Annotated in this window: 20 protein-coding genes; 10 read left to right on the top strand and 10 right to left on the bottom strand. The window is 34.7% G+C overall.

Annotated features, from left to right (window positions below):
• Window positions 1-23: 23 nt before the first annotated feature.
• Complete coding sequence (locus SCA31_RS09685) at window positions 24-821, bottom strand: response regulator transcription factor (RefSeq protein ID WP_410696767.1); 798 nt, start codon at window positions 819-821, stop codon at window positions 24-26.
• A 199-nt stretch (window positions 822-1,020) separates the two neighbouring features.
• Between SCA31_RS09685 and SCA31_RS09690 the strand changes: the two genes are divergently transcribed.
• On the top strand, window positions 1,021-2,775 hold the full coding sequence (locus tag SCA31_RS09690) for a hypothetical protein (RefSeq protein ID WP_410696768.1): 1,755 nt from the start codon (window positions 1,021-1,023) through the stop codon (window positions 2,773-2,775).
• A gap of 62 nt (window positions 2,776-2,837) precedes the next feature.
• Here SCA31_RS09690 and gap read toward each other — a convergent pair whose 3' ends face one another.
• From gap to SCA31_RS09710, 4 genes are all read right to left on the bottom strand, one after another.
• Window positions 2,838-3,842, bottom strand: a complete 1,005-nt coding sequence (gene gap / locus SCA31_RS09695; protein ID WP_332560545.1) for a type I glyceraldehyde-3-phosphate dehydrogenase — start codon at window positions 3,840-3,842, stop codon at window positions 2,838-2,840.
• A 33-nt stretch (window positions 3,843-3,875) separates the two neighbouring features.
• Window positions 3,876-4,862 (bottom strand): 6-phosphofructokinase, encoded by a 987-nt coding sequence (pfkA, locus tag SCA31_RS09700; RefSeq protein WP_109622027.1) that lies wholly within the window; start codon window positions 4,860-4,862, stop codon window positions 3,876-3,878.
• Between the two features lie 83 nt (window positions 4,863-4,945).
• Window positions 4,946-5,818, bottom strand: a complete 873-nt coding sequence (locus tag SCA31_RS09705) for a DUF4846 domain-containing protein (protein WP_410696769.1) — start codon at window positions 5,816-5,818, stop codon at window positions 4,946-4,948.
• 114 nt (window positions 5,819-5,932) lie between these two features.
• Entirely contained in the window at window positions 5,933-6,277 is a 345-nt protein-coding gene (locus SCA31_RS09710; RefSeq protein ID WP_410696770.1) for a winged helix-turn-helix transcriptional regulator, read from the bottom strand.
• Window positions 6,278-6,650: 373 nt separating this feature from the next.
• On the opposite strand from SCA31_RS09710, the gene SCA31_RS09715 reads away from it, so the two are divergent.
• On the top strand, window positions 6,651-7,451 hold the full coding sequence (locus SCA31_RS09715; RefSeq protein WP_410696771.1) for a DNA alkylation repair protein: 801 nt from the start codon (window positions 6,651-6,653) through the stop codon (window positions 7,449-7,451).
• A 693-nt stretch (window positions 7,452-8,144) separates the two neighbouring features.
• On the opposite strand, the gene SCA31_RS09720 is transcribed toward SCA31_RS09715, so the two are convergent.
• On the bottom strand, window positions 8,145-8,903 hold the full coding sequence (locus SCA31_RS09720) for a TIGR03915 family putative DNA repair protein (protein WP_410696772.1): 759 nt from the start codon (window positions 8,901-8,903) through the stop codon (window positions 8,145-8,147).
• Between the two features lie 109 nt (window positions 8,904-9,012).
• Window positions 9,013-9,876, bottom strand: coding sequence for a pirin family protein (locus SCA31_RS09725; RefSeq protein WP_410696773.1), 864 nt, complete (start codon window positions 9,874-9,876; stop codon window positions 9,013-9,015).
• A gap of 95 nt (window positions 9,877-9,971) precedes the next feature.
• Here SCA31_RS09725 and SCA31_RS09730 point away from each other — a divergent pair, with 95 nt between their 5' ends.
• Complete coding sequence (locus SCA31_RS09730) at window positions 9,972-10,337, top strand: winged helix-turn-helix transcriptional regulator (protein ID WP_410696774.1); 366 nt, start codon at window positions 9,972-9,974, stop codon at window positions 10,335-10,337.
• A 67-nt stretch (window positions 10,338-10,404) separates the two neighbouring features.
• Here the strand turns inward: SCA31_RS09730 and SCA31_RS09735 are convergent, their stop codons facing one another.
• Window positions 10,405-11,664, bottom strand: coding sequence for a putative DNA modification/repair radical SAM protein (locus SCA31_RS09735; protein WP_410696775.1), 1,260 nt, complete (start codon window positions 11,662-11,664; stop codon window positions 10,405-10,407).
• Between the two features lie 144 nt (window positions 11,665-11,808).
• Here SCA31_RS09735 and SCA31_RS09740 point away from each other — a divergent pair, with 144 nt between their 5' ends.
• From SCA31_RS09740 to sucC, 6 genes are all read left to right on the top strand, one after another.
• Window positions 11,809-13,137, top strand: coding sequence for a hydroxymethylglutaryl-CoA reductase, degradative (locus SCA31_RS09740; protein ID WP_410696776.1), 1,329 nt, complete (start codon window positions 11,809-11,811; stop codon window positions 13,135-13,137).
• 166 nt (window positions 13,138-13,303) lie between these two features.
• On the top strand, window positions 13,304-14,392 hold the full coding sequence (locus SCA31_RS09745; RefSeq protein WP_410696777.1) for a hypothetical protein: 1,089 nt from the start codon (window positions 13,304-13,306) through the stop codon (window positions 14,390-14,392).
• Window position 14,393: 1 nt separating this feature from the next.
• Window positions 14,394-14,780: a DUF423 domain-containing protein gene (locus SCA31_RS09750; protein ID WP_045500850.1), complete on the top strand. Its 387-nt coding sequence runs from the start codon at window positions 14,394-14,396 to the stop codon at window positions 14,778-14,780.
• Window positions 14,781-14,848: 68 nt separating this feature from the next.
• The gene (locus tag SCA31_RS09755) at window positions 14,849-15,538 is read left to right on the top strand and encodes a hypothetical protein (protein ID WP_410696778.1); all 690 of its coding nucleotides are present in this window, start codon (window positions 14,849-14,851) and stop codon (window positions 15,536-15,538) included.
• A gap of 81 nt (window positions 15,539-15,619) precedes the next feature.
• Window positions 15,620-16,897: a chloride channel protein gene (locus tag SCA31_RS09760; RefSeq protein ID WP_410696779.1), complete on the top strand. Its 1,278-nt coding sequence runs from the start codon at window positions 15,620-15,622 to the stop codon at window positions 16,895-16,897.
• Window positions 16,898-17,221: 324 nt separating this feature from the next.
• Entirely contained in the window at window positions 17,222-18,412 is a 1,191-nt protein-coding gene (sucC, locus tag SCA31_RS09765) for an ADP-forming succinate--CoA ligase subunit beta (protein WP_076354598.1), read from the top strand.
• Between the two features lie 347 nt (window positions 18,413-18,759).
• Here the strand turns inward: sucC and SCA31_RS09770 are convergent, their stop codons facing one another.
• Complete coding sequence (locus tag SCA31_RS09770; protein WP_410696780.1) at window positions 18,760-19,647, bottom strand: mechanosensitive ion channel family protein; 888 nt, start codon at window positions 19,645-19,647, stop codon at window positions 18,760-18,762.
• Window positions 19,648-19,744: 97 nt separating this feature from the next.
• On the opposite strand from SCA31_RS09770, the gene SCA31_RS09775 reads away from it, so the two are divergent.
• Entirely contained in the window at window positions 19,745-20,380 is a 636-nt protein-coding gene (locus SCA31_RS09775) for a peroxiredoxin (RefSeq protein WP_410696782.1), read from the top strand.
• A gap of 97 nt (window positions 20,381-20,477) precedes the next feature.
• On the opposite strand, the gene SCA31_RS09780 is transcribed toward SCA31_RS09775, so the two are convergent.
• The gene (locus tag SCA31_RS09780) at window positions 20,478-21,071 is read right to left on the bottom strand and encodes a hypothetical protein (RefSeq protein WP_410696783.1); all 594 of its coding nucleotides are present in this window, start codon (window positions 21,069-21,071) and stop codon (window positions 20,478-20,480) included.
• Between the last annotated feature and the right edge of the window lie 24 nt (window positions 21,072-21,095).

The raw sequence follows: 21,095 nt of genomic DNA on the forward strand, positions 1-21,095 counted from the left end.
ATTTATCAGTTTTAAAAGGAATATTATAAATATCCCCATTCAAAAGCCATTTTTATAAGTTCTGAACAGTTTTTGCAACCCGATTTTCTTAAAATATTTTTTCTGTGTGTACGTACGGTCTCTTCTGAAATGTTCAAAAGTTCGGAAGCTTTTCCGGCTGAATATCCTTTTGCAATGTAAGTGATAATTTCAACTTCTCTTTTGGTAAAGGTAACAGTCATGGGCTCGGAAACCTTATTGTGTTTTAACCATTGCATCTGGTGAAAGTCTTCTCGCCCGTTGATTCCGGAAATCAAAACGGTGTAGGAGTTTTGATGCGTAATATGCTCAATATTGGTATGGAGGTTAATAGCCTGCAAAACTTTTCCATACTCATCTCTAAATGTATGTAAGGATTGATGATGAAACAGCTCATAGTTTCCTTTAGAGGTCTTCATCCGAAAACAATAGCTGAATTTCAGCTCTGGGAGATAGTCATTAGCTCCTATTTCCTTCATTTTATCCATACACATTCTTTCAGCCTCCATCACAAACTCGAGGTCATCGGGATGGATGAGGTCTATAATTTCCTTGAGGTGTACAGGATATTTGCTTAATCCATGTATTTTCAGGATATCTTCATGATGGTTGTAAATGGTGCTGTCTGCAAAGTTGATCACATAATGATAAAACTTTCCAGGAGCAAAAACTTCCCCAATAATGCGCTCAACGGAGGGAACGGATAGCATTGTTTTCTCATTCTGAAGAAGTTCCGGATAATTATTCCAGACTTTGATGAGGGGATGCGGCTTTTTGGCCTGGGTTATAAATTTCTTGTCCATGGTTAATGTTTTCATAAAATTAATAAAATTATGTTAAAAAATACCCCTTTTGCGGTATTTCATTGCGCCTAAAACTATTGTAGCTTTATGTGAAACTAATGACCATGAAAGCTCAATTTCTGAAACGATCTGTTTTTACGGTTGAGGCTTTCCATTCTTTACTTTAATCAAAAAACTTTAACCTGAAAAACAAATAATCATGAAAACCAAAATTTTATTGCTGTTTCTGTTATTTCCTTTATCTGTACTTTATAGCCAAACTGTTGTTTATGATTTCTCTAGCGGAGAGTTTATAAACAAAGATCTTAAAGTAAAAAGAGGAAAACCTGTAAGTCTTAAAATACAAAGTATTAATCCATTTTTCTATGAAATTTTAATTAAGAGTGAGGATAAGGAAATATCTTATCAAAATACGGATGTAGAAGCTGCAAAGAAAACTTTGGATGAAATACAACAAAACAATTATTACAAGATGCAAGACAGTTTTGTATTTGAAGAGAGTTATGTAAGTTTATTATCACCTGGAAAGAGTTCTAATTCTAATCCTGAAATAGTAAACCTTCAAAAAAAATATTTCAAATTAGATTCTTTAGATTTAAAAATTAAACAGTTTGAAAATGAAAGGAATAACCTAGCTGAAAAACTAAAAATGAATGAATCATTAAGAGATGAAAATTATGAAAAAAATAAAAATTCTCTTCAGAATGAAATTGGAAATAAAAATAATGACATATATGCTAGTAATCAAAAAGCATTGAAAATACAATATGAAATAAAGCAACTAGTAGGTAAATCAACAGATGCAGATGTATTAAGGGAAAACATAAATAAAAGAATAAATAAACTTAATATAGCTTATAATAATTATATAGATATATCCAGAGAATTTATAAAACTTAATCAAAATTACAATAATTATATAGATAAGGTGATAAGTCCTGAACTTAGCCATGCTATGTATTTGTCTATCATTAATAATCAAGAAAATAATGCACTTTACAAAAAATGTCAAAAAGACAACGATAATAAAGATTGTGAATTATTAAAAGGTAAACGTGTACCTATTGAAACTACATTTTTCCTTACCAAAGAAAATATAGATTATGCTTATGGTGTATTTAAAGTTTATCCAAAACTTTATCAGGAAATAATTACAAATGTTAATGACTTTATTTCCTTTCTTAATTATGATAACTTAAACTATTCTAGTGAAAATGATGTTCTAAGATCTGCGTTGACCAAGGATGTTGAACGAATTCAGAAGTCTATTAAAATAACAGATGATGTTATACAAAAAATAAATCTTTCAAAGAAATTAAATGAGGTAGAAATATTAGACAGGTTGCTTAGAGAACCACAGACCTACGAATATGTTTCTGCTCCAATACAAGGAGAAGAAGACTACTTGGAATTTAATGTGGTAATTAAAAGCAAAAGAAACCTTTCTAATACTTACCATATCAATAATGATAAAAGTTTCAGGTATTTTGAGTATATAACCGGTGGTATTAGATTTGACTTTAGTGTGGGAACAGTTTTTGATTTTGGAACGATTGATAAAAAATATACTCTTGATTCTAGCAATCAAATTCAAAGATTAGATAATAATAAATATAACCCAACCATTGCCGGAATTTTTCATGCGAGCTTTAGAAATTCAACTGATTTTGCATGGGGAGTTTCTTTAGGAGCTTCATTTACTACAGGTCTTAGCTTTAATTCAATCTTTCCAGGCGTTAGTCTTCTTATGGGAAAAAGAAATAAAATAATTCTAACAGCGGGGCCTTCTTTCCGGATGGTAGATGAGCTTAAGGCTAATTATCAAGAAGGAATGCAACTCAATAATTCTTTGGCAGATGAAGATCTTCTTACTAGAAATTTCAAAATTGGTGGATTTGTAGGATTATCCTATAACCTCACTCCAAAACAAAAAGATACTTTAAAAATAAAATAAATTACTAAATAAAAAAACCTTCCCATCGGGAAGGTTTTATATTACTCATTGCTTATCGTTTATTATAAAGAAGCAGCGTGTACAAGCATATCAACTAACTTGTTAGAGTAACCCATTTCGTTGTCATACCAAGAAACAAGTTTCACGAAGTTAGGAGAAAGCATAATACCAGCATCTTTGTCGAAGATAGAAGTTCTCTTATCTCCTACGAAGTCCTGAGATACTACTGCATCTTCAGTATATCCTAGAATACCTTTCAATTCACCTTCAGAAGCTTCTTTAATAGCAGCACAGATCTCATCGTAAGAAGTAGCTTTTTCTAATCTTACAGTAAGGTCAACTACAGAAACGTCTACAGTAGGTACTCTGAAAGACATACCTGTTAATTTACCGTTTAGTGAAGGAATTACTTTTCCTACCGCTTTAGCAGCACCTGTAGAAGAAGGGATGATGTTGTTAAGAGCAGCTCTACCACCTCTCCAGTCTTTCATTGAAGGACCGTCAACCGTTTTTTGAGTAGCTGTTGTAGCGTGTACAGTTGTCATTAAACCTTCTACAATTCCGAATTTATCGTGGATAACTTTAGCTAAAGGTGCTAAACAGTTGGTAGTACAAGAAGCATTTGATAAAATTTTGATATCATCAGTAAGTTCCTTGTGGTTTACCCCCATTACGAACATTGGAGTATCATCTTTAGAAGGAGCAGAAAGGATTACTTTCTTAGCACCTGCATTAATGTGAGCCTGAGCAGAATCTTTAGATAAGAAAAGACCTGTAGATTCTACGATATAATCAGCACCAATTTCGTTCCACTTTAGGTTGTTAGGATCTTTTTCAGCAGTTACTCTGATTCTTTTCCCGTTTACTACAAGATCATTTCCTTCTACAGAAACCTCACCTGGGAAAACACCGTGTACAGAGTCATATTTTAACATGTAAGCCATGTATTCTGCATTGATTAGGTCATTGATTCCTACAACTTCAATGTTGTCTCTTTCAGTCATTGCTCTGAAAACAAGACGTCCAATTCTACCAAAACCGTTGATACCTACTTTAATTGTTGACATAATAGTTTGTTTTTATTAGATTTATAAAAATAATTAGATTGCTAAAATTTCCGAAATCAGCATTAGATCCTTATTGATTTCGTTATGTTTTTTAATGGCTTCTTCAATAGGGGTATATACCACATCGTTGGAACGCATTCCTGCCATTACGTTGGTTTGCCCATCCATTAATCCTACTACTGCACCATACCCAAGTCTGCTTGCCAATACTCTGTCTGCACAACTAGGAGAACCTCCTCTTTGGATATGCCCCAAAACAGCAATACGAATATCGTATTGTGGAAACTCTTCTTTTGTACTGTTGGCAATATCATAAATACTCCCCAGTTTCTCTCCTTCTGCCACGACTACAATACTAGAAGCCTTTCCTGTTTTCTCAGCCTTTCTGAAGTTAGAGAAAAGATCCTGTAAACTGTCTTTCTTTTCTGGAATAAGAATATCTAAGGCACCTGTTGCCAATCCACTATTTAAAGCAATAAATCCTGCATCACGACCCATCACCTCTACAAAGAAAACTCTGTTGTGGGAAGTTGCCGTATCACGGATTTTGTCAATGGCTTCCATAGCAGTATTCAACGCGGTGTCATATCCTATGGTATTATCCGTTCCGAAAATATCATTGTCGATCGTTCCCGGAATACCGATAACCCTGATCCCAAATTCTTCACTAAAGATCTTAGCTCCTGTGAAAGTTCCGTCTCCACCAATACAGACTAATCCATCGATACCAAACTTTAAGCAGTTATCGTAGGCTTTCTGACGGCCCTCCTTAGTTCTGAATTCAGCGGATCTGGCAGACTTTAGAATGGTTCCACCTTGGTTGATTATATTTTTTACAGAACGGGCTCCCATTTTAAGAAAATCATTGCTGATAAGGCCATTGTAGCCTTCCCTTACTCCGTAACATTCGATATTATAGTAATTGGCGGTTCTTACCACCGCTCTTAATGCAGCATTCATACCTGGAGAATCACCTCCTGAAGTAAGAACTGCAATCTTTTTTACAGCACTCTCTTTCATCTAGTAAAAAATTTCGAACACAAATTTACAAAAACAAGTTCAGATTATCGTAGTAACTTTCCAATAGTTTTGAATATAAATAATTAAAAGCTTCTGAAGTTTGTCGGTTTGAAAATATACCGCGCTGTTTTGGTTTCCTGTGCATTGATGTCAAGATCATACCATGGCGAAATATTTTTATTGAAAGGATTGGAAAGCAGATGAATAGACTGAGCTGGAGTAAATCCTTCAGCTAATAAATACACTTTTTTCCCTTTTTTATTTTTAGATACTCCTGCAATGAAGACGATATGGCCTGGACTTCCCGGAGTAATCAGAATATCTCCTGTTTTTAAATCTGAATTTTGAGTTACCGGCCGGGTTTCCTTGTTAAGAGAAATAGTTCCTGCATAATTAAAGATCAAATCCAGATAATTTCTGAAACCCTGATAAGAATCATCAAATGCTGACATTTTTCTGAAGCTTACAGAATTTCCATTAACGATGGCTCTTGTTCCATTTTTATAATCATTCCAGCTGAGGAGATCACCGCTTGTAAAGTGAAACTTAATTTCATCAAACCTCTTCATCTTATATAAATATTCTGCTCTCAAACGGATAATAGCATCAGCGCATTGCTGCAAATCTTTATTCCCAGTATCAATATCAAAAATAGCTTCATGAAGATGTTGTGTAGCAATCGGAGAACCATCATATTTTAAGATTTGGCTTCCATAAGGTTTCAGCTTAAAATTTTCAATAAAATATCCGAAAGAGTCAGATTTTTCATCTTCCCATTCGTACTCTTTAGGGGGAGAGAATCGTTCTCTGATGGTATTTTTATCCTTATTGATTGGTGCTGAACTTTCCTGATTGAGATCTTTTGTTTCCTGAGAAATAAGGCCAGATGGAGACTTATCATTGGTGCAGCCTGATAGAATAATGGTCATAACCACTCCCAAAATATTTTTTTTCATATACATCTGATTCAATTACAAATATGAGGTTTTTTGTATGATGTATGATAGAAAATTTGTTTTTTTAAGATAATATTTTTTATCTAAAAATCTGTTTAATCTGCAGGAGTGAAATTATTTACTATGTTCATCTTCCGGAATCAACAATTTTCCCCAATCATTCAACTGCCAAAGAATTGCAACGAGTTGTTCCCCCAGATCCGTAAGAGTATATTCAACCTTGGGAGGAAGTTCATTAAAGGAATGCTTGTTAAGAATACCATCTTCAACCATTTCGGAGAGTTGCTGATTAAGTACTCGTCTGTCAACCTTAGCAATGCCACGCAAAAATTCACTTGGACGTTTCTTTCCCTCATTGATCTGCCAGACGATAGGAATTTTCCATTTTCCACTGATGGTATTAACAGCAACTTCCAGTGGACAGATTTTATTTTCCTCAGCTCTTTCCTTTGTTTCCATAAAATTGACTTTTTTATCCCTATGGGTTAAAAATATGCGGTATTGCCTATTTCTAAAGGCTTTTAGACCTTTGTAAAAATAATAAATTAAAATGTAATGAATACTACCTTGGTCATGCAGATAGAGCAATTAAATAGAGAACTATCATCACAACTTCCATCGGAAATAGTAGCCGCATTTAGGCAATCTATTGAGGATTTAAAAGGTAGGAAGAAAGTCTGGGCATTGATCTTTCAGATTATAATAAAAATAGCAACCACAAATTACCGGTTCCTGCTGTTTTTGTAGTTGATGAAAATAAAGTGGTTACCTATAAATTTTTAGATGTAAATTACATGAACAGAGTAGATGTAGAAGAATTAATAAGTGCGCTATGACAGAAAAACGAAAAGGAGCACGCTCCATCAAAGATATTCCCGCTGATATTTTGATACAATTAAATAGAGGAGAAATTGAAACTGCCAATCTTACAGAATGGCTGGCTGTAGATCAAAAGTTCTTGCTGGAAAATTTATTGCAGCAGAATAACCGGACAGAATATTTAAAACCTATTCTGAAAAAAGTTGAGCAATTGAAAAAACAGACAGTCAATACAATTAATGAAGCCATTGGAATTGGGATTCTGGAATTTGCACTCAAAAATAAGGATGAAGATTTTCTGCTCAACCTATCAACACATCAGGCGGACTTAGTGCGATGTTGGGCTGCTTACACAGTGGGAAGAAATCATGCTTTTGAAATGAAAGAAAAACTGGAACGAATACAGATGTTTGCTTCGGATCATCATTTTGGAGTAAGGGAAATCTGTTGGATGACGGTACGTCCGGACATTTCAAAGAATCTTACAGAAAGTCTTTCAATTTTATCAGAATGGACGCTGCATGAAGACGAAAATATCAGACGTTTCGCAAGTGAATCTACCAGACCAAGAGGAGTGTGGTGTGAACATATCCTGGAATTAAAACAAAATCCCGGATTAGCATTGGAAATCTTAGAACCTTTGAAATCAGATACTTCAAGATATGTACAGGACAGTGTGGGGAACTGGCTCAATGATGCCAGCAAATCACAACCGGAATTCGTGGTAGAAATCTGTGATGACTGGCTTAGAGAAAGCAATACAAAAGAAACCAATTATATTATCAAAAAAGCACTTCGTACCATTCGTAAATAAAAGTTATCCACAAACTCAAAAAAAAAGCAATTGAAATCATCTCTTTGGTTGCTGCTATTTCACGGATAAATATGATCTCAATTTTTCCTCTGCAGGCAGGATTTTTCAAAGTTTTAAAAAGAAAATAAGCATAAAATCTGCTGAATTATTTTCCTAAAAAGTTATCCACAATATGGAATTGTAGATTAATAATTCTTATATCTTACATCAAGTTAATGAGTTATAAAATGTCTTTGTAAAAGGCGTTTCTGGAAATTAGTCTAATTTTTGGTCTGAAAAAGTTATCCACAATATGGAAATATGGATTATTTTTTTTCCATCGGTTCAAAAATTTCATTGTGATAAATATGATTTTTATTTTTTATTCTGCGGACAGGATTTTTTAAAGTTTTAAAAAGAAAATAAGCATAAAACCTGTCGAATTAGTTTCCCAAAAAGTTATCCACAATATCAGAATGAAGAGTGATGATTGCTATATCTTTCATAAAATTAGTGACTTATAAAATGTCCTTGTAAAAGGTATTTGTGAGAATTAGCTTAATTTTTATGAGCAAAAAGTTATCCACAATATGAAATTATGGATTAAAGTACTTACACAGCCTCCGCGAATGTTACAAAGTAGATGGGAGTGATTTTTGGTATAATTTATTAGAAATTAAAAAACAGGAGGAAAATAAAAGCTTAAATTGATCTTTACCATTTCTCAGTCAAATATTTCCAATATCTCTTGGGAACATGTTGAATATGCAGTTTTAAATTCTTCCGTTCCACAATGTTGGTCTTTGTAAAATATCTCTGCCAAAGTGTTTGATAATTTTTCTCATCATCATGAAATTTATCCTGATATTTATTAAGATCTAGTTTTTCTTCAGGATAGAAGAAATCACAATTTTCCAGATCATACAAGACTCCGTAGTTTCTTCGCAGATCATAGATCATCCATTTCTGATCCTGATACCGATCTTTAAAATGTTTTCTGATCAAAGGAAGGACATTGAAGTCAGGATCAATTTTTGAGAAGAAAACGTTATCCTGCATTTTTTCAAAACGGACAAAAGCAGTCATTCTGTGGCTTTCTCTACCCACCGATTTGCAGATCTTTGAGATCTTCATGATATCTGCATCCGCAAAGTTTTCCAAAATATTTTCTGAGGGTTGCTTTATAGATTGTCTTACTGTCGACAGAATTATTTTCTCTAATTCAGGATCTTCTGATAAAAAAACTTTTAAAAGCTTATAAATGCCTGGTTTTCCAAGATTTTGTTCTAGTTTATTTAAAACCCTTTCAGATTTATTGTTTTGGGTAATGACTTCGTGGATTTCAGCAAAAATATTTTCCTGATGAAATCTTTCCCTGCTTACAATTTCAACATCCTGGTAACGGTATTCAAAAACTTCAAATATCGCTGTAAAAAGACCATCAAAACTTCCGTCATAAATCAACGTGGTCATAATTTTATATTTTGGTATTTCAGATGTAGTATACAAAAATAACGAAAAAAGGACGCTCATTAAAAATTAAATAAGCGTTCTTTTTTTGAAAAATATGGTTCTGTTCCTTTTATTCTTTGAAATACTGTATTCTTTGAGATTCAGGAAGATCTCTGAGATGTGGCATTTCTCCATTACGATATTCTCTGTAGAGTTTTGAAATATCTTCTGCGCTATCGGCAACAAATGGTCCGTGCTGTACCACAGAAACGTTATGAGGTTTTCCTGCATACAGTACGAAGCGGGCTGTTTGGTCGCCTGTCTCAAATGTCAACTGGCTCTCTTCACTAGTTCCTGTTTTGTTGAGCCATCCGGTCTGACCTGTTTTTATTGTTCTTCCTGAAACAGTCACAGAGCCATCCAGTACATAGATCAAACCATTATAATCTCCTGGAATTTCCTGCATTATATGCGCATTTTTCTTCATGTGATAGTCTATTAAACTGAAAGGAGTATAATCTTTAACAGGAGAAGTGAGTCCATTACTGCTGCCACTATATATCCTTATTTCATATTGATCAGTAATGACTTTAGGGACATCTTCTAACAGTATTTTTTGAAAAACGGGCTCTGTCCATCTTTTGTCAAGAGGTAAAACAATCCAAACCTGAAGGAAATGTACATTCTTTTCTGTAGAGATTTCTTCCGTGTGAATAATACCTTTACCTGCACTCATTATTTCAAGACTTCCGGTTAACAGATCTCTTTCGTCACCGTTTAAAACGAGAGTTAATGTTTCAATTCCTGCATGGGGATGAGGTCCGCCTACCGGAGGTCCACCGGGAAGATTCATATCATCATCCATAAATACAATAAATGGATCAGATTCCTGATAAGAAATATTTTCCAATACATTTAATGCTTTATGTCCTTTTCCTAAAAAACCTTGTCGCCATGAACCTTGTATTACTGATTTTATTGTTCGTTGTATCATTGTAAGTGCTTTTATTTATTAAGTCAAATTTCCAAAAAAAATCTCTACATTTATCATGTGTTACAGAAAGGATAGTAGTTACAAAAAGGATACTTATGCAAACGAAAGAAACATGTCAGAGATCTATCCGCTCCCTTAAAGATACATTGGATGTGGTAGGAGGGAAATGGAAATTAGTGCTCGTTACAGTTCTGATGAGTGGAAAAAGGAGATTCGGGGAACTGTCCCGTGAAGTGGGGATTACACCTCGTATTTTATCTAAAGAATTACAGGAACTGGAGATCAACGGCTTGGTAAGCAGGACGGTTCTGGATACGAAGCCTGTTACTGTGGAATATGAACTTACTCCGTACAGTAAAAGCTTACAGGAAGTATTGAATTCTATGGAAAAATGGGGGGAGAATCATAGAGAAAAAACCATTAAGGAAATGCAGGCTGCCCATCCCGAATGTCAGAAATAATCTTTCTTCCAGTCTGAAAATAGGAGGTGAAATACAAATCGAAGTTCATGCTTTTTCTGGGGTATCATCAAAATAAACTTAGCTGCTGTGAAAATTGGTTGTGAAACTTGGAAGAACTTCCGCCGACGAGTAATTTTCTGAAATTTTTATCTGTTAAATATTTAAGGTAAGCATTGCCTGCATCAAAGTCGATGAAATATTTGGCACGGTTGACAGCTACTCCTAATTTTTTCAGGTGATCAATATTTAAAACCTGAAAACGTCTTGCACTTACTATTTTTTGTGCTGATTTTACCCCAATTCCGGGAATCCTTAAAATCATCTGATACTCCGCTGTCTGGATATTTACCGGAAACTGGTCCAGATGCCGAAGTGCCCAGCTTAACTTGGGATCTATTTCCAGATCAAGAAATGGAATACTTGGATCGAGAATCTCTTGAGCTTTAAACCCATAAAATCTCATCAACCAGTCCGACTGATACAATCTGTTTTCACGAAGCATTGGTACTTCAGTTGTCAAAGACGGAAGTCTTTTATCCTCTAAAACGGGAACATATCCTGAATAATAAACTCTTTTAAGATTAAAATTCTTGTAAAAATGATCAGCAACCTTAATGATTTGCAGGTCATTTTCCTGAGTAGCCCCCACAATCATCTGAGTAGATTGTCCTGCAGGAGCAAACTTCGGAACTGTTCTGAAAAGTTTTTTTTCATCCCTATACTGATCAATTCCTTTTTGAATATATCGCATTGGGTTGATCATGTCCTGCCTGTTTTTTTCAGGAGCCAAAAGCTTTAATCCGCTTTCTGTAGGAATTTCAAGATTTACGGAGAGTCTGTCCGCATATAATGCTGCTTCTTGCATGAGTTCGTCACTGGCTCCCGGAATAGATTTTAAGTGAATATATCCATTAAAATTTTCTTCCAGACGCAGTTTTCTAGCAACCCTTACAAGACGTTCCATGGTAGTGTCGGCATTCTTGAAGATTCCTGAACTCAGAAATAATCCTTCAATATAATTTCTACGATAAAAATTAATCGTTAAGTCTACAACTTCCTCTACCGTAAATGCAGCCCTTTTAATATCATTTGAACTTCGGGACACACAGTATGCACAATCATAAATGCAGTGGTTGGTCAATAAAATCTTTAGTAGAGAAACACATCTTCCGTCTTCTGTATAAGTATGGCAAATCCCACTTACGGAGCTATCTCCTAAAGCACCTTTTTTATTTTTTCTTGTTCCTCCGCTGGAAGAGCAGGAAACATCATATTTCGCTGCATCAGCAAGGATTTCAAGCTTTTCCTTAAGGCGGTCAAAGTTCATTTTTTCAAGAGATGTTATATTTTGTATCTAAATTTTTCTCAAAAATAGTTCCAAAATTGATAAATGTCAATCTTTTTTAATAGAAGTTATCAACAAAATAAAACCTCAAAATCATTATATTTACGGCTCATTAAAGTTTATATCATGAATCATAAACCAATCGAAGGTTTTTCCAAGCTTCCAAAGCAGGGGAAGATCGACTGGCTCGTAAACGAATATCTTGAAGGAAATCAGGAATATCAAAATATATTAAAGCAATATTGGAATGAAGATGCAGACCTTCAGAAACTTCACGATGAGTTTTCTGAAAATACGATTTCTAATTTTTATATGCCTTACGGAATTGCTCCGAACTTTTTAATCGACGGAAAATTAGTGGCACTTCCAATGGCTGTTGAAGAAAGTTCAGTAGTGGCTGCAGCTTCCAAGGCTGCAAAATTCTGGATTGATAAAGGAGGTTTTAAAACAACCATTATTAATACTGAAAAACTAGGCCATACCCATTTTATTTTCAATGTAGAACCTCACAAACTATTACATTTCTTTAATTTCAGTTTAAAGAAAAAGCTTTTTGAAACTACAGATGATATTACTGCCAATATGAGAAAACGTGGCGGTGGAATTTTGAATATAAGTTTGGTTGATAAAACTGCAGAAATGCCAAATTACTACCAGTTGAAAGCTAGCTTTGATACGGTAGACTCTATGGGAGCCAACTTTATCAATTCTTGTCTTGAGCAGTTTGGAAAAACGTTAAGGCAGGAAGTAGCTACCAGTGAAGACTTTACTCAAGAGGAGAAAAATTCATTGCAGATTGTAATGAACATTCTTTCCAACTTTACCCCTGATTGTATTGTAAGAGCTGAGGTGTCATGTAAAATGGAGGATTTAAAGGATGACAGTGGAATTTCCCCTGAAGAATTTGCTTCTAAATTCAAGCAAGCCGTTACCATAGCAGAAATTGAACCTTACCGTGCAACCACACACAATAAAGGAGTGATGAATGGGGTAGATGCTGTAGTCATTGCAACAGGAAATGATTTTAGAGCAACAGAAGCCTGTGCACACGCCTATGCTGCAAGAGACGGACAATACAGATCATTAACTCATTGTACAACAGACAACGGAGTTTTCAGATTCTGGATTGATCTTCCCATTTCTGTAGGAGTCGTAGGAGGGTTAACTAATCTTCACCCATTGGTAAAATTCTCTCTGGCTTTACTTGGAAAACCGTCTGCTCAGGAATTAATGAGTATTCTGGCTGTTTCAGGATTAGCCCAAAACTTTGGAGCGCTGCGTTCATTGGTAACAACCGGTATTCAGAAAGGTCATATGAAGATGCACTTATTGAATATCTTAAACCAATTGGGTGCTACGGAAGAGGAAAAACAATATTTTGTGACCTATTTTAAAGATAAAACAGTGAGCCATCACGAGGTGATCAATGAGTTTAACAGAATGAGAGAAAACTAATGCTACAGATTATTCTTCCCATCATATTTCTTGTTTTTGGAATCTTTTTAAAAAAGACAACACAGGGGGGATTTAGAAGTTCCAAGAGGTTTGCCAATGTATTTATCATACTGGGAATTTCTACATTGGTTGCCAAGTTTATTTTAATGTATCTAAAATCGAGATAATGAAAAAGAGTATTCTGTTTTTTGTGTTGATTTCAGGTTTAGCTTTTTCACAGCAGAAAAATGTAAAGATTAGCAACTTACCACCAAAAACAGAGGACTCTACTTTCCCGGTAATTTCTTATGTCGAAAATCCGGTGGTGGAGCATAAGATCAATACATTTCTGCAGGTTGATGAGCTGGAATATGTTCCGAACTCAGGAAGTAACCCTTTTAAGTTAGTCTCTACCGGGACAACTTCTTATTCCAACTACATTTATTTTTATAGTTGGAAAAAACTGGAAACACCCCAAAATATTTTAAGCATTGGTATGGACGGAGAAGCTTCTGGAGCTTATCCTGAAAGCTTTTCAGACTGGAAAAATTTTGACCTGAGAACAGGAAATTTTATCAATGCTCAGGATTTGTTTCGGCCAGGTTCAGTGAAAACTGTTGAAAACATCCTTCAGCAAAAAGTAAAGAAAAGGGTGGATGATTATCTTAAAGAATTAAAATCTCAGAAAAACCGGCCAGAAGAAACAGAAGAGCAAATCGGGATGTATGAAGGTTGTTTCACAGAACAGTCTTTGGATGATATCAGATACCATTTTGGAAAAGATAAAATAACATTTGTGGCAGGGAGATGTTCCAACCATGCGATGAGAGCTTTGGATGATCTGGATAGTCATGAAATCGAAATTGCATATAAGGATCTGGATAAATATTGGAGTTCTTATGCCAAGAATTTGATTTCAGGTTCTGAAAAAATAGATAAAACAAGTTTCCGGAATAAGCTGTACAAAGGGAAAATTGATGGGAAGTATCCCATTACCGTTCTCATCAAGCGTTTTTATCCTGACAGTGATCATTCCGGAATGAGTTCCTTTAATGCAGAATATTGGTATGATAAAAATAAAAAGCTGATTAAATGGGATGGAAAATTGAAAGGAAATCATATTTCTATCACTGAAAATGACCGTTATGATGATGCCTCAAGCCAGTGGATCCCAAGAGCATTCGTTGAAGCTGAAATGAATGGAAACAAAATTATCGGAACCTGGCAAGATTATAAAACAAAAAAATATTTAACCCTAGAATTAGAAGAGTTATAAAATGAAAACAATTACCCTTATTTTTGGAGCTGTGTACGGAATGCTTTCAGTAATCCTTGGCGCATTCGGAGCACATGCATTAAAGAAAATATTATCCGTAGAAAGACTGGAAAGTTTTGAAACCGGAGTAAGATACCAGATGTACGCAGCATTCTTTCTGCTCATCATTGGATATATTTTAAAATTTGAAACATCCACAGAAAAATGGACTTCAATTTTAATGATTGCAGGAACATTATTATTCTCAGTAAGTATCTATTTTCTTAGTTTACAGGATTATTTGGGAGCAAATCTTAAATTTTTAGGCCCTATTACTCCACTTGGAGGATTATTGATGATCCTGAGCTGGGGAATGCTTATTCTTTATTTTGCTAAAAATAGAATTTAATATCGCAATTCAGGCAAAAAAAAGGATTTACAATATATTATGTAGATTGCTTACAGAAAAATAAAACCATGAATCAGCGTTTTTTATTACTTGTTATTGCTCTTACGATTTCTTGTCTAAGTGTTCAAAAAATAAATGCACAAGGGAAAAAATTGCTAAACAGAAATATTTTAGTAGAAATAAAAGATATACAAAAGTGTTTTTCCGATAGCATTAAACGTTATGATTATAAAAAAGATGAGGCTTTATATGCTCAAAAGTATAAACTTTTTTATGGTGAAAAATTAAAAAACCTGAAAGACTTGTATCAAAGCATCTATGACAAAGAGGTAATAATCGGAAAAATAGATCCAAACCTATCATTTAAAGCAACCAACGGATTACAGATCGAAAACAACGTCAACGTACCCCAAGCAGAAGGTATCCCTCTGCAAGCAGAGAAAAAGAAATCTGTTGATATTGCTGAGGTTGAAAATTATCAACAGCTTGCCGAGTTGAAAAAACAGCTGACGCTGAATTTTCCTGTTTATTTAATAGAAGATTTTGCCGGCGGAATCTATCGTTGTAAGTTAAATTTTACAATTGATGTGGATGGAAAGTTCAAAAAAGTAAAGTATAATAAGTCATCTGATACAGAGTTTAGTATCATCAGCGGATTGTTCCTATATGCTATTGGCGGTTTGGAAAAACCTTTGATCTATAAAGGCAAACCAATTATACAAACCTTTGCACAACCTATTGTATTAACATTCGAATAAATAAAGAGTATACTGTAAAAAGCTCTCATCATCAGTAAAGATAAAATGATGAGGTACTTTTACTATTTAAAATAAATTAAAATGAAAATCAATAGAAGGAGACGCTTAATCAGAACATTTAATCTCTTAGATCAACCAATGAGGTTTAATCCTTTTGTATTCAGCCGTACTTTTTTCATGTGGGCTGTTACAGGTCTGGTGGGAGGTATTATTGCCGGAGGATATTGGATCGTACTTGAACATTTTACTGAATTTTTAGGACATTTTCAAGGATGGCAGGTGATTCCTACCATGGCAATTTGTGGTTTACTGGCTGGTTTGGTTATCCATTTTATAGGAGATCCGGGAGAAATCCATCTGATTGTGAATAACATCAGATTCAATAAAGGAAAGCTGGAACCCAAAAATAACCCGTCCATGATTCTTTCCTCTCTTTTTTGCGTAGCATCTGGGGGGAGTTTAGGTCCCGAAGCACCTTTGGTACAGGTTACCGGCTCTACAGGAACCTGGCTTGGGAAAATTTTCAGATTAAAAGGCGAGGAATTACGTTCTTTAAGTATCGCCGGGATGGCTTCAGGTTTTACAGCCTTATTTGGTGCGCCCCTGGGAGGAAGTCTTTTTTCTCTGGAAATTTTGCATCATAAACACGCTGTTGAATATTATAAAGCAATTATTCCTGCATTGGTAGCCAGTTGTTTTAGCTACTTAATGTTTGCTCTGATTATCCATTTGGGAATTGGTGCAACATGGGATTTGAAAGCTTACCATTATACTGGAGTATATGATTTTGCTTATGCTACAGCTTTTGGAATAGTAGGAACTATCTTTGGATGGATCTTCATCTTTGTTGTAAAATTTTTCAAGAAAGTTTTTGAATACAAAAATCTTCCTATTTATATTAAAACTTTAGCAGGAGGAATCATTTTAGGGGTTATTGCTTATAATTTCCCGATTACAAGATACTTTGGGCATAACGAAATCAATCAGCTGATAGGCGGAAATTTTGGTTTGAACTTTTTAATCCTTGTTCTTATCTTTAAAATAATTGCGATTGCTGTTACAGTAACTTCTGGCTGGAGGGGAGGGTTTATTATTCCTCTTTTCTTTGTGGGGACAACATTGGGCTTAATTATCCATAATTTATTCCCAAGTGTAGATACAACCTTGGCTATTGTTAGCTGTATGGCGGCTATTAATGCATGTGTAACAAGAACCCCCATGAGTACAACAATTATTTTGGGAACACTTACTGGATTTACTTATTTTGTACCGATATTGTTTGCCAGTCTTACTGGATATTTCCTTGCTCCGAAGATTCCTTTCATTGGATCGCAGTCAGAAAAACTATCGGAAGAATAATATGATTTCCTTTACAATAACGATAAAGCTTTTCTTAATTGAAGAGCTTTTTTCATTAAAGAAGGAGGATACATTTACAGATTTATGGGAAACTTTTTTTCATAGACGTCATAATGATCATTGATTTATCTAATAAGAAATCGAGAATGGTCAGCTAAAAATTTAATGAGTAATTGCATCTGGTCTTTTCTTGCTTTTTATGGAAGAAATATGATTTTTATCTCCCACTAATGCAATGCTTTCTTTAAAATAAAAATTGATATTTCATCTGTTTTTAGTAAATTTGTCAACCTTTAAATATTAAAATAAAATAATAAAAATAATATGAATCTTCACGAGTATCAATCAAAAGAGATTTTATCAAAGTATGGAGTAGCTATCCAACGTGGTTTCGTTGCAAACAACGTAGAAGAAGCTGTAGCAGCTGCTGAAAAATTGACTGCTGAAACTGGAGCTCAGGCTTGGGTTGTAAAAGCACAGATTCACGCAGGTGGTCGTGGTAAAGGTGGGGGTGTTAAGTTTTCTCCAAACATGGATAAACTTAAAGAAAACGCTCAGAATATCATCGGAATGCAGTTGGTAACTCCACAAACTTCTGCTGAAGGTAAAAAAGTACACTCTGTTTTGGTTGCAGAAGATGTTTATTATCCTGGAGAATCTGAAACTAAAGAATTCTATGTTTCTATTCTTTTAGATAGAGCTGAAGGGAAAAATACAATCGTATATTCTACTGAAGGAGGAATGGATATTGAGCACGTTGCTGAAGTAACTCCTCATTTGATCCACAACGAACTTATTGATCCTGCTTTAGGGCTTCAAGGTTTCCAGGCTAGAAAAATTGCTTTCAACCTAGGTCTTGAAGGAAATGCATTCAAAGAATTTGTGAAATTTATTTCATCTCTTTACAATGCTTATACAGGAATTGATGCATCTCTTTTCGAGATTAACCCTGTATTAAAAACTTCTGATAACAAAATTATCGCTGTTGATGCTAAAGTAACTTTAGATGGTAACTCATTATTCCGTCACAAAGATCTTGCAGAATTAAGAGATACAAGAGAAGAAGACCCTATCGATGTTGAAGCTGGTGAAGCTGGTCTTAACTTCGTAAAACTAGATGGTAACGTTGCTTGTATGGTAAACGGTGCTGGTCTTGCAATGGCAACGATGGATATCATCAAATTATCAGGTGGTAACCCTGCTAACTTCCTTGACGTAGGGGGTACTGCTGATGCTCAGAGAGTACAAACTGCTTTCGGAATCATCTTAAGAGATCCAAACGTAAAAGCGATCTTGATCAACATCTTCGGAGGTATCGTAAGATGTGACAGAGTTGCTCAAGGAGTTGTAGATGCTTACAAAGCTATGGGTAGCCTTCCAGTTCCATTGATCGTAAGATTACAAGGAACTAATGCTGTAGAAGCTAAAAAATTAATTGATGAGTCTGGTCTTCCAGTTCACTCTGCAATTACTTTAGAAGAAGCTGCAAATAAAGTAAAAGAAGTTTTAGCGTAATCTAAAATTTTCAAATAAAATAAAGAACCGTTTCATTTTTGAAACGGTTTTTTTATTTCTAAAGCTAAAGGGGTAAGGTTTTTCATACCAATTTTTGGCTTGGAAATTGTGGGTTTTCGGTAACAAAGGCATATATCTTAAATTAAATTCCCACGCAGATCACACAGACTTTTTTATTATCTGCTTTATCAGCAAAATCGGCGTGAGATAAAAATAAATATCTGCATCTTGAAGTCTTAAAAAATAATGTAGAAGAATTTGGCCTTTATAACTCCAATATTTAATATAATAAAAGACCACTTCATAATTGAAATGGTCTTTTTTATTTAATTTTTTACAAATAAATCTTACGTATCTAGGTTGCTTTCCGGTAGATTAGTCTCACCACTAGTAATACTGATACTCGTTGGTGTTACCAATTGAATATGATCTATATCAAAACGTTCTTTAATGCCTAAATAAGCCTTACTTTTTATCTGGGCCAGATTAGCTCCTACTTTTATCCAGAACTTTACCTGAAGATTAAATGATCCTTGCTTCAGATCTGTAAAAATCACCTCTGCGGTATCCAGTTTATCTACGTTATCAAGGTTTTGAACCACCTCCATAATGCTCTTTTGTGCCTTACTGATGTCTTCATCTGCAGGTATTTCAAAATTTAAAATAATTCTGCGTTGTGGTGATGCTGTAATATTATAAAATGGTGCATTGAAGACTACCTGATTAGGAATATAGGCTTTCTTGCCATCATCTGTCAAAATTTTTGTGGTTAAAAACCCAATTTCCTGCACAGTTCCTGAATGAGCGCCAATCGTAATATAATCTCCAACCTTAAAGGCCTTATCAATGCCAATCAGCATTCCTGAAAAGATACTGGATACAAGATCTTTTAAAGCAACCCCGGCTATAACTCCGGCCACTCCCAAGCTTCCGATAAACTTCCAAAGAAAACCACTGAATCCCATAATTTCAAGAGAAATGAAAGTCCCAAACAACATAATCAGAAATCTGAATATACTGATTAAGGTAACCAATGAGCTTTCCTTTTGGCTTTTAGGAAAGAATCGATGAAATAACTTTACTGAGATTTGGCTTAAGTATTTACTGGTAATGAGAAAGAAAGTAAATACTAAAATTCCTACAATCAATTTTGGGGTAAGTTCTGCAAATGTTACATACCAGCTTTCCAATACCTTATAAACAACGTCAATGTAGCTGAGTCCGGTTTTCTCCATGAATAAAAATTTTACACTAAAGATATAAATTTTCAACAAAAATTTTGCCAGTTCCAAAAAGTCTACTAAATTTGTAGACTAACAAACGCAAAATATTATGTCAATCAAACTAGGAGATACAGCACCCAACTTTAAGGCAGAATCATCTTTGGGTGATATCAATTTCTATAATTATCTGGGAGATTTCTGGGGTATTCTATTTTCACATCCGGCAGATTATACACCGGTTTGCACTACAGAACTCGGTTATACGTCAAAATTACAGTCAGAATTTGCCCAAAGAGAAACCAAGGTGATTGCTCTGAGTGTAGATGGAGTAGAGGATCATCAAAACTGGGTTAAAGATATTAATGAAACCCAAAATACGGATGTGCAATTTCCTATTATTGCTGATAAAGACAGACAAATTTCCGAATTATATGATTTTATTCATCCCAATGCTTCGGCTACGGCTACTGTTCGGTCTTTGTTGATTATTGATCCTGCGAAGAAAGTAAGGTTGATTATTACTTACCCTGCTTCTACAGGAAGAAATTTTCATGAAATTCTGAGGGTATTAGATTCTCTGCAATTGGTAGATGCTCATCAGGTAGCAACTCCTGTCAATTGGGAAAATGGTGATGATGTAATTATTCCTCCTGCTATTTCTACGGAGGATGCCAGAAAGAAATTCCCCAAGGGTGTTACTGAGATAAAACCGTACTTACGATATACTCCTCAGCCCAATATATGATTTATTTGATTTTTTATAGTTTAGTTTTAATTTGTACGAAAAGCGCCCCAGAAATAAAATTCCGGGGCGCTTTCATTTTTTATAAGTATTTCAGTGATTACTTAACTTCGTTAATAACTTGCTTAGCTTTAGAAGTTGGCAAATAAATACTAAACCCAAGGTTAAAAGTAATGTTAGAGGTTAAACCTGTATTTCCAAAACCTGTAACACCTGCATATTTTACTAAACCTTCCAGCCCAATATTTGGAGTAACAAAGTAAGAATAACCTGGTCCTACCCCAAAGTCAAGACCTGTTGTAGAGTTACCTCCTTTGCTGATAGAATACCCACCAACACCTACGTTACCCTCGAAGAACCATCTTCCGTGATGTAATAAGTTGTTAACACCTTGTTCTCCTGGAGAAAGATAATAACGTCCTAAAGCTCCTACACCATAATCAAATCTTGTACTTGATTCTTTAGAAGATTTGCCAATACCTAAATTTACATATCCCCCAACAGCCAGATTATCTTCGATGAAATAAGCTCCTTTTGGTTGTAGGTTAATTTGGTATCCACCACCTGTATTTAATCCGAAATTACTTGTTGCTAAACTACTTCCTACCATCCAATTACCTTTTTGGATCTGAGCATTGGCAGTGGCTGTTAATCCTGCTATAGCTAATACTCCTGTTAAAATAAGTTTTTTCATAATTTATTATTTTAATAATTAAAT

The sequence above is a fragment of the Chryseobacterium sp. SIMBA_028 genome, assembly GCF_046535285.1.
Classification (GTDB): Bacteria; Bacteroidota; Bacteroidia; order Flavobacteriales; family Weeksellaceae; genus Chryseobacterium.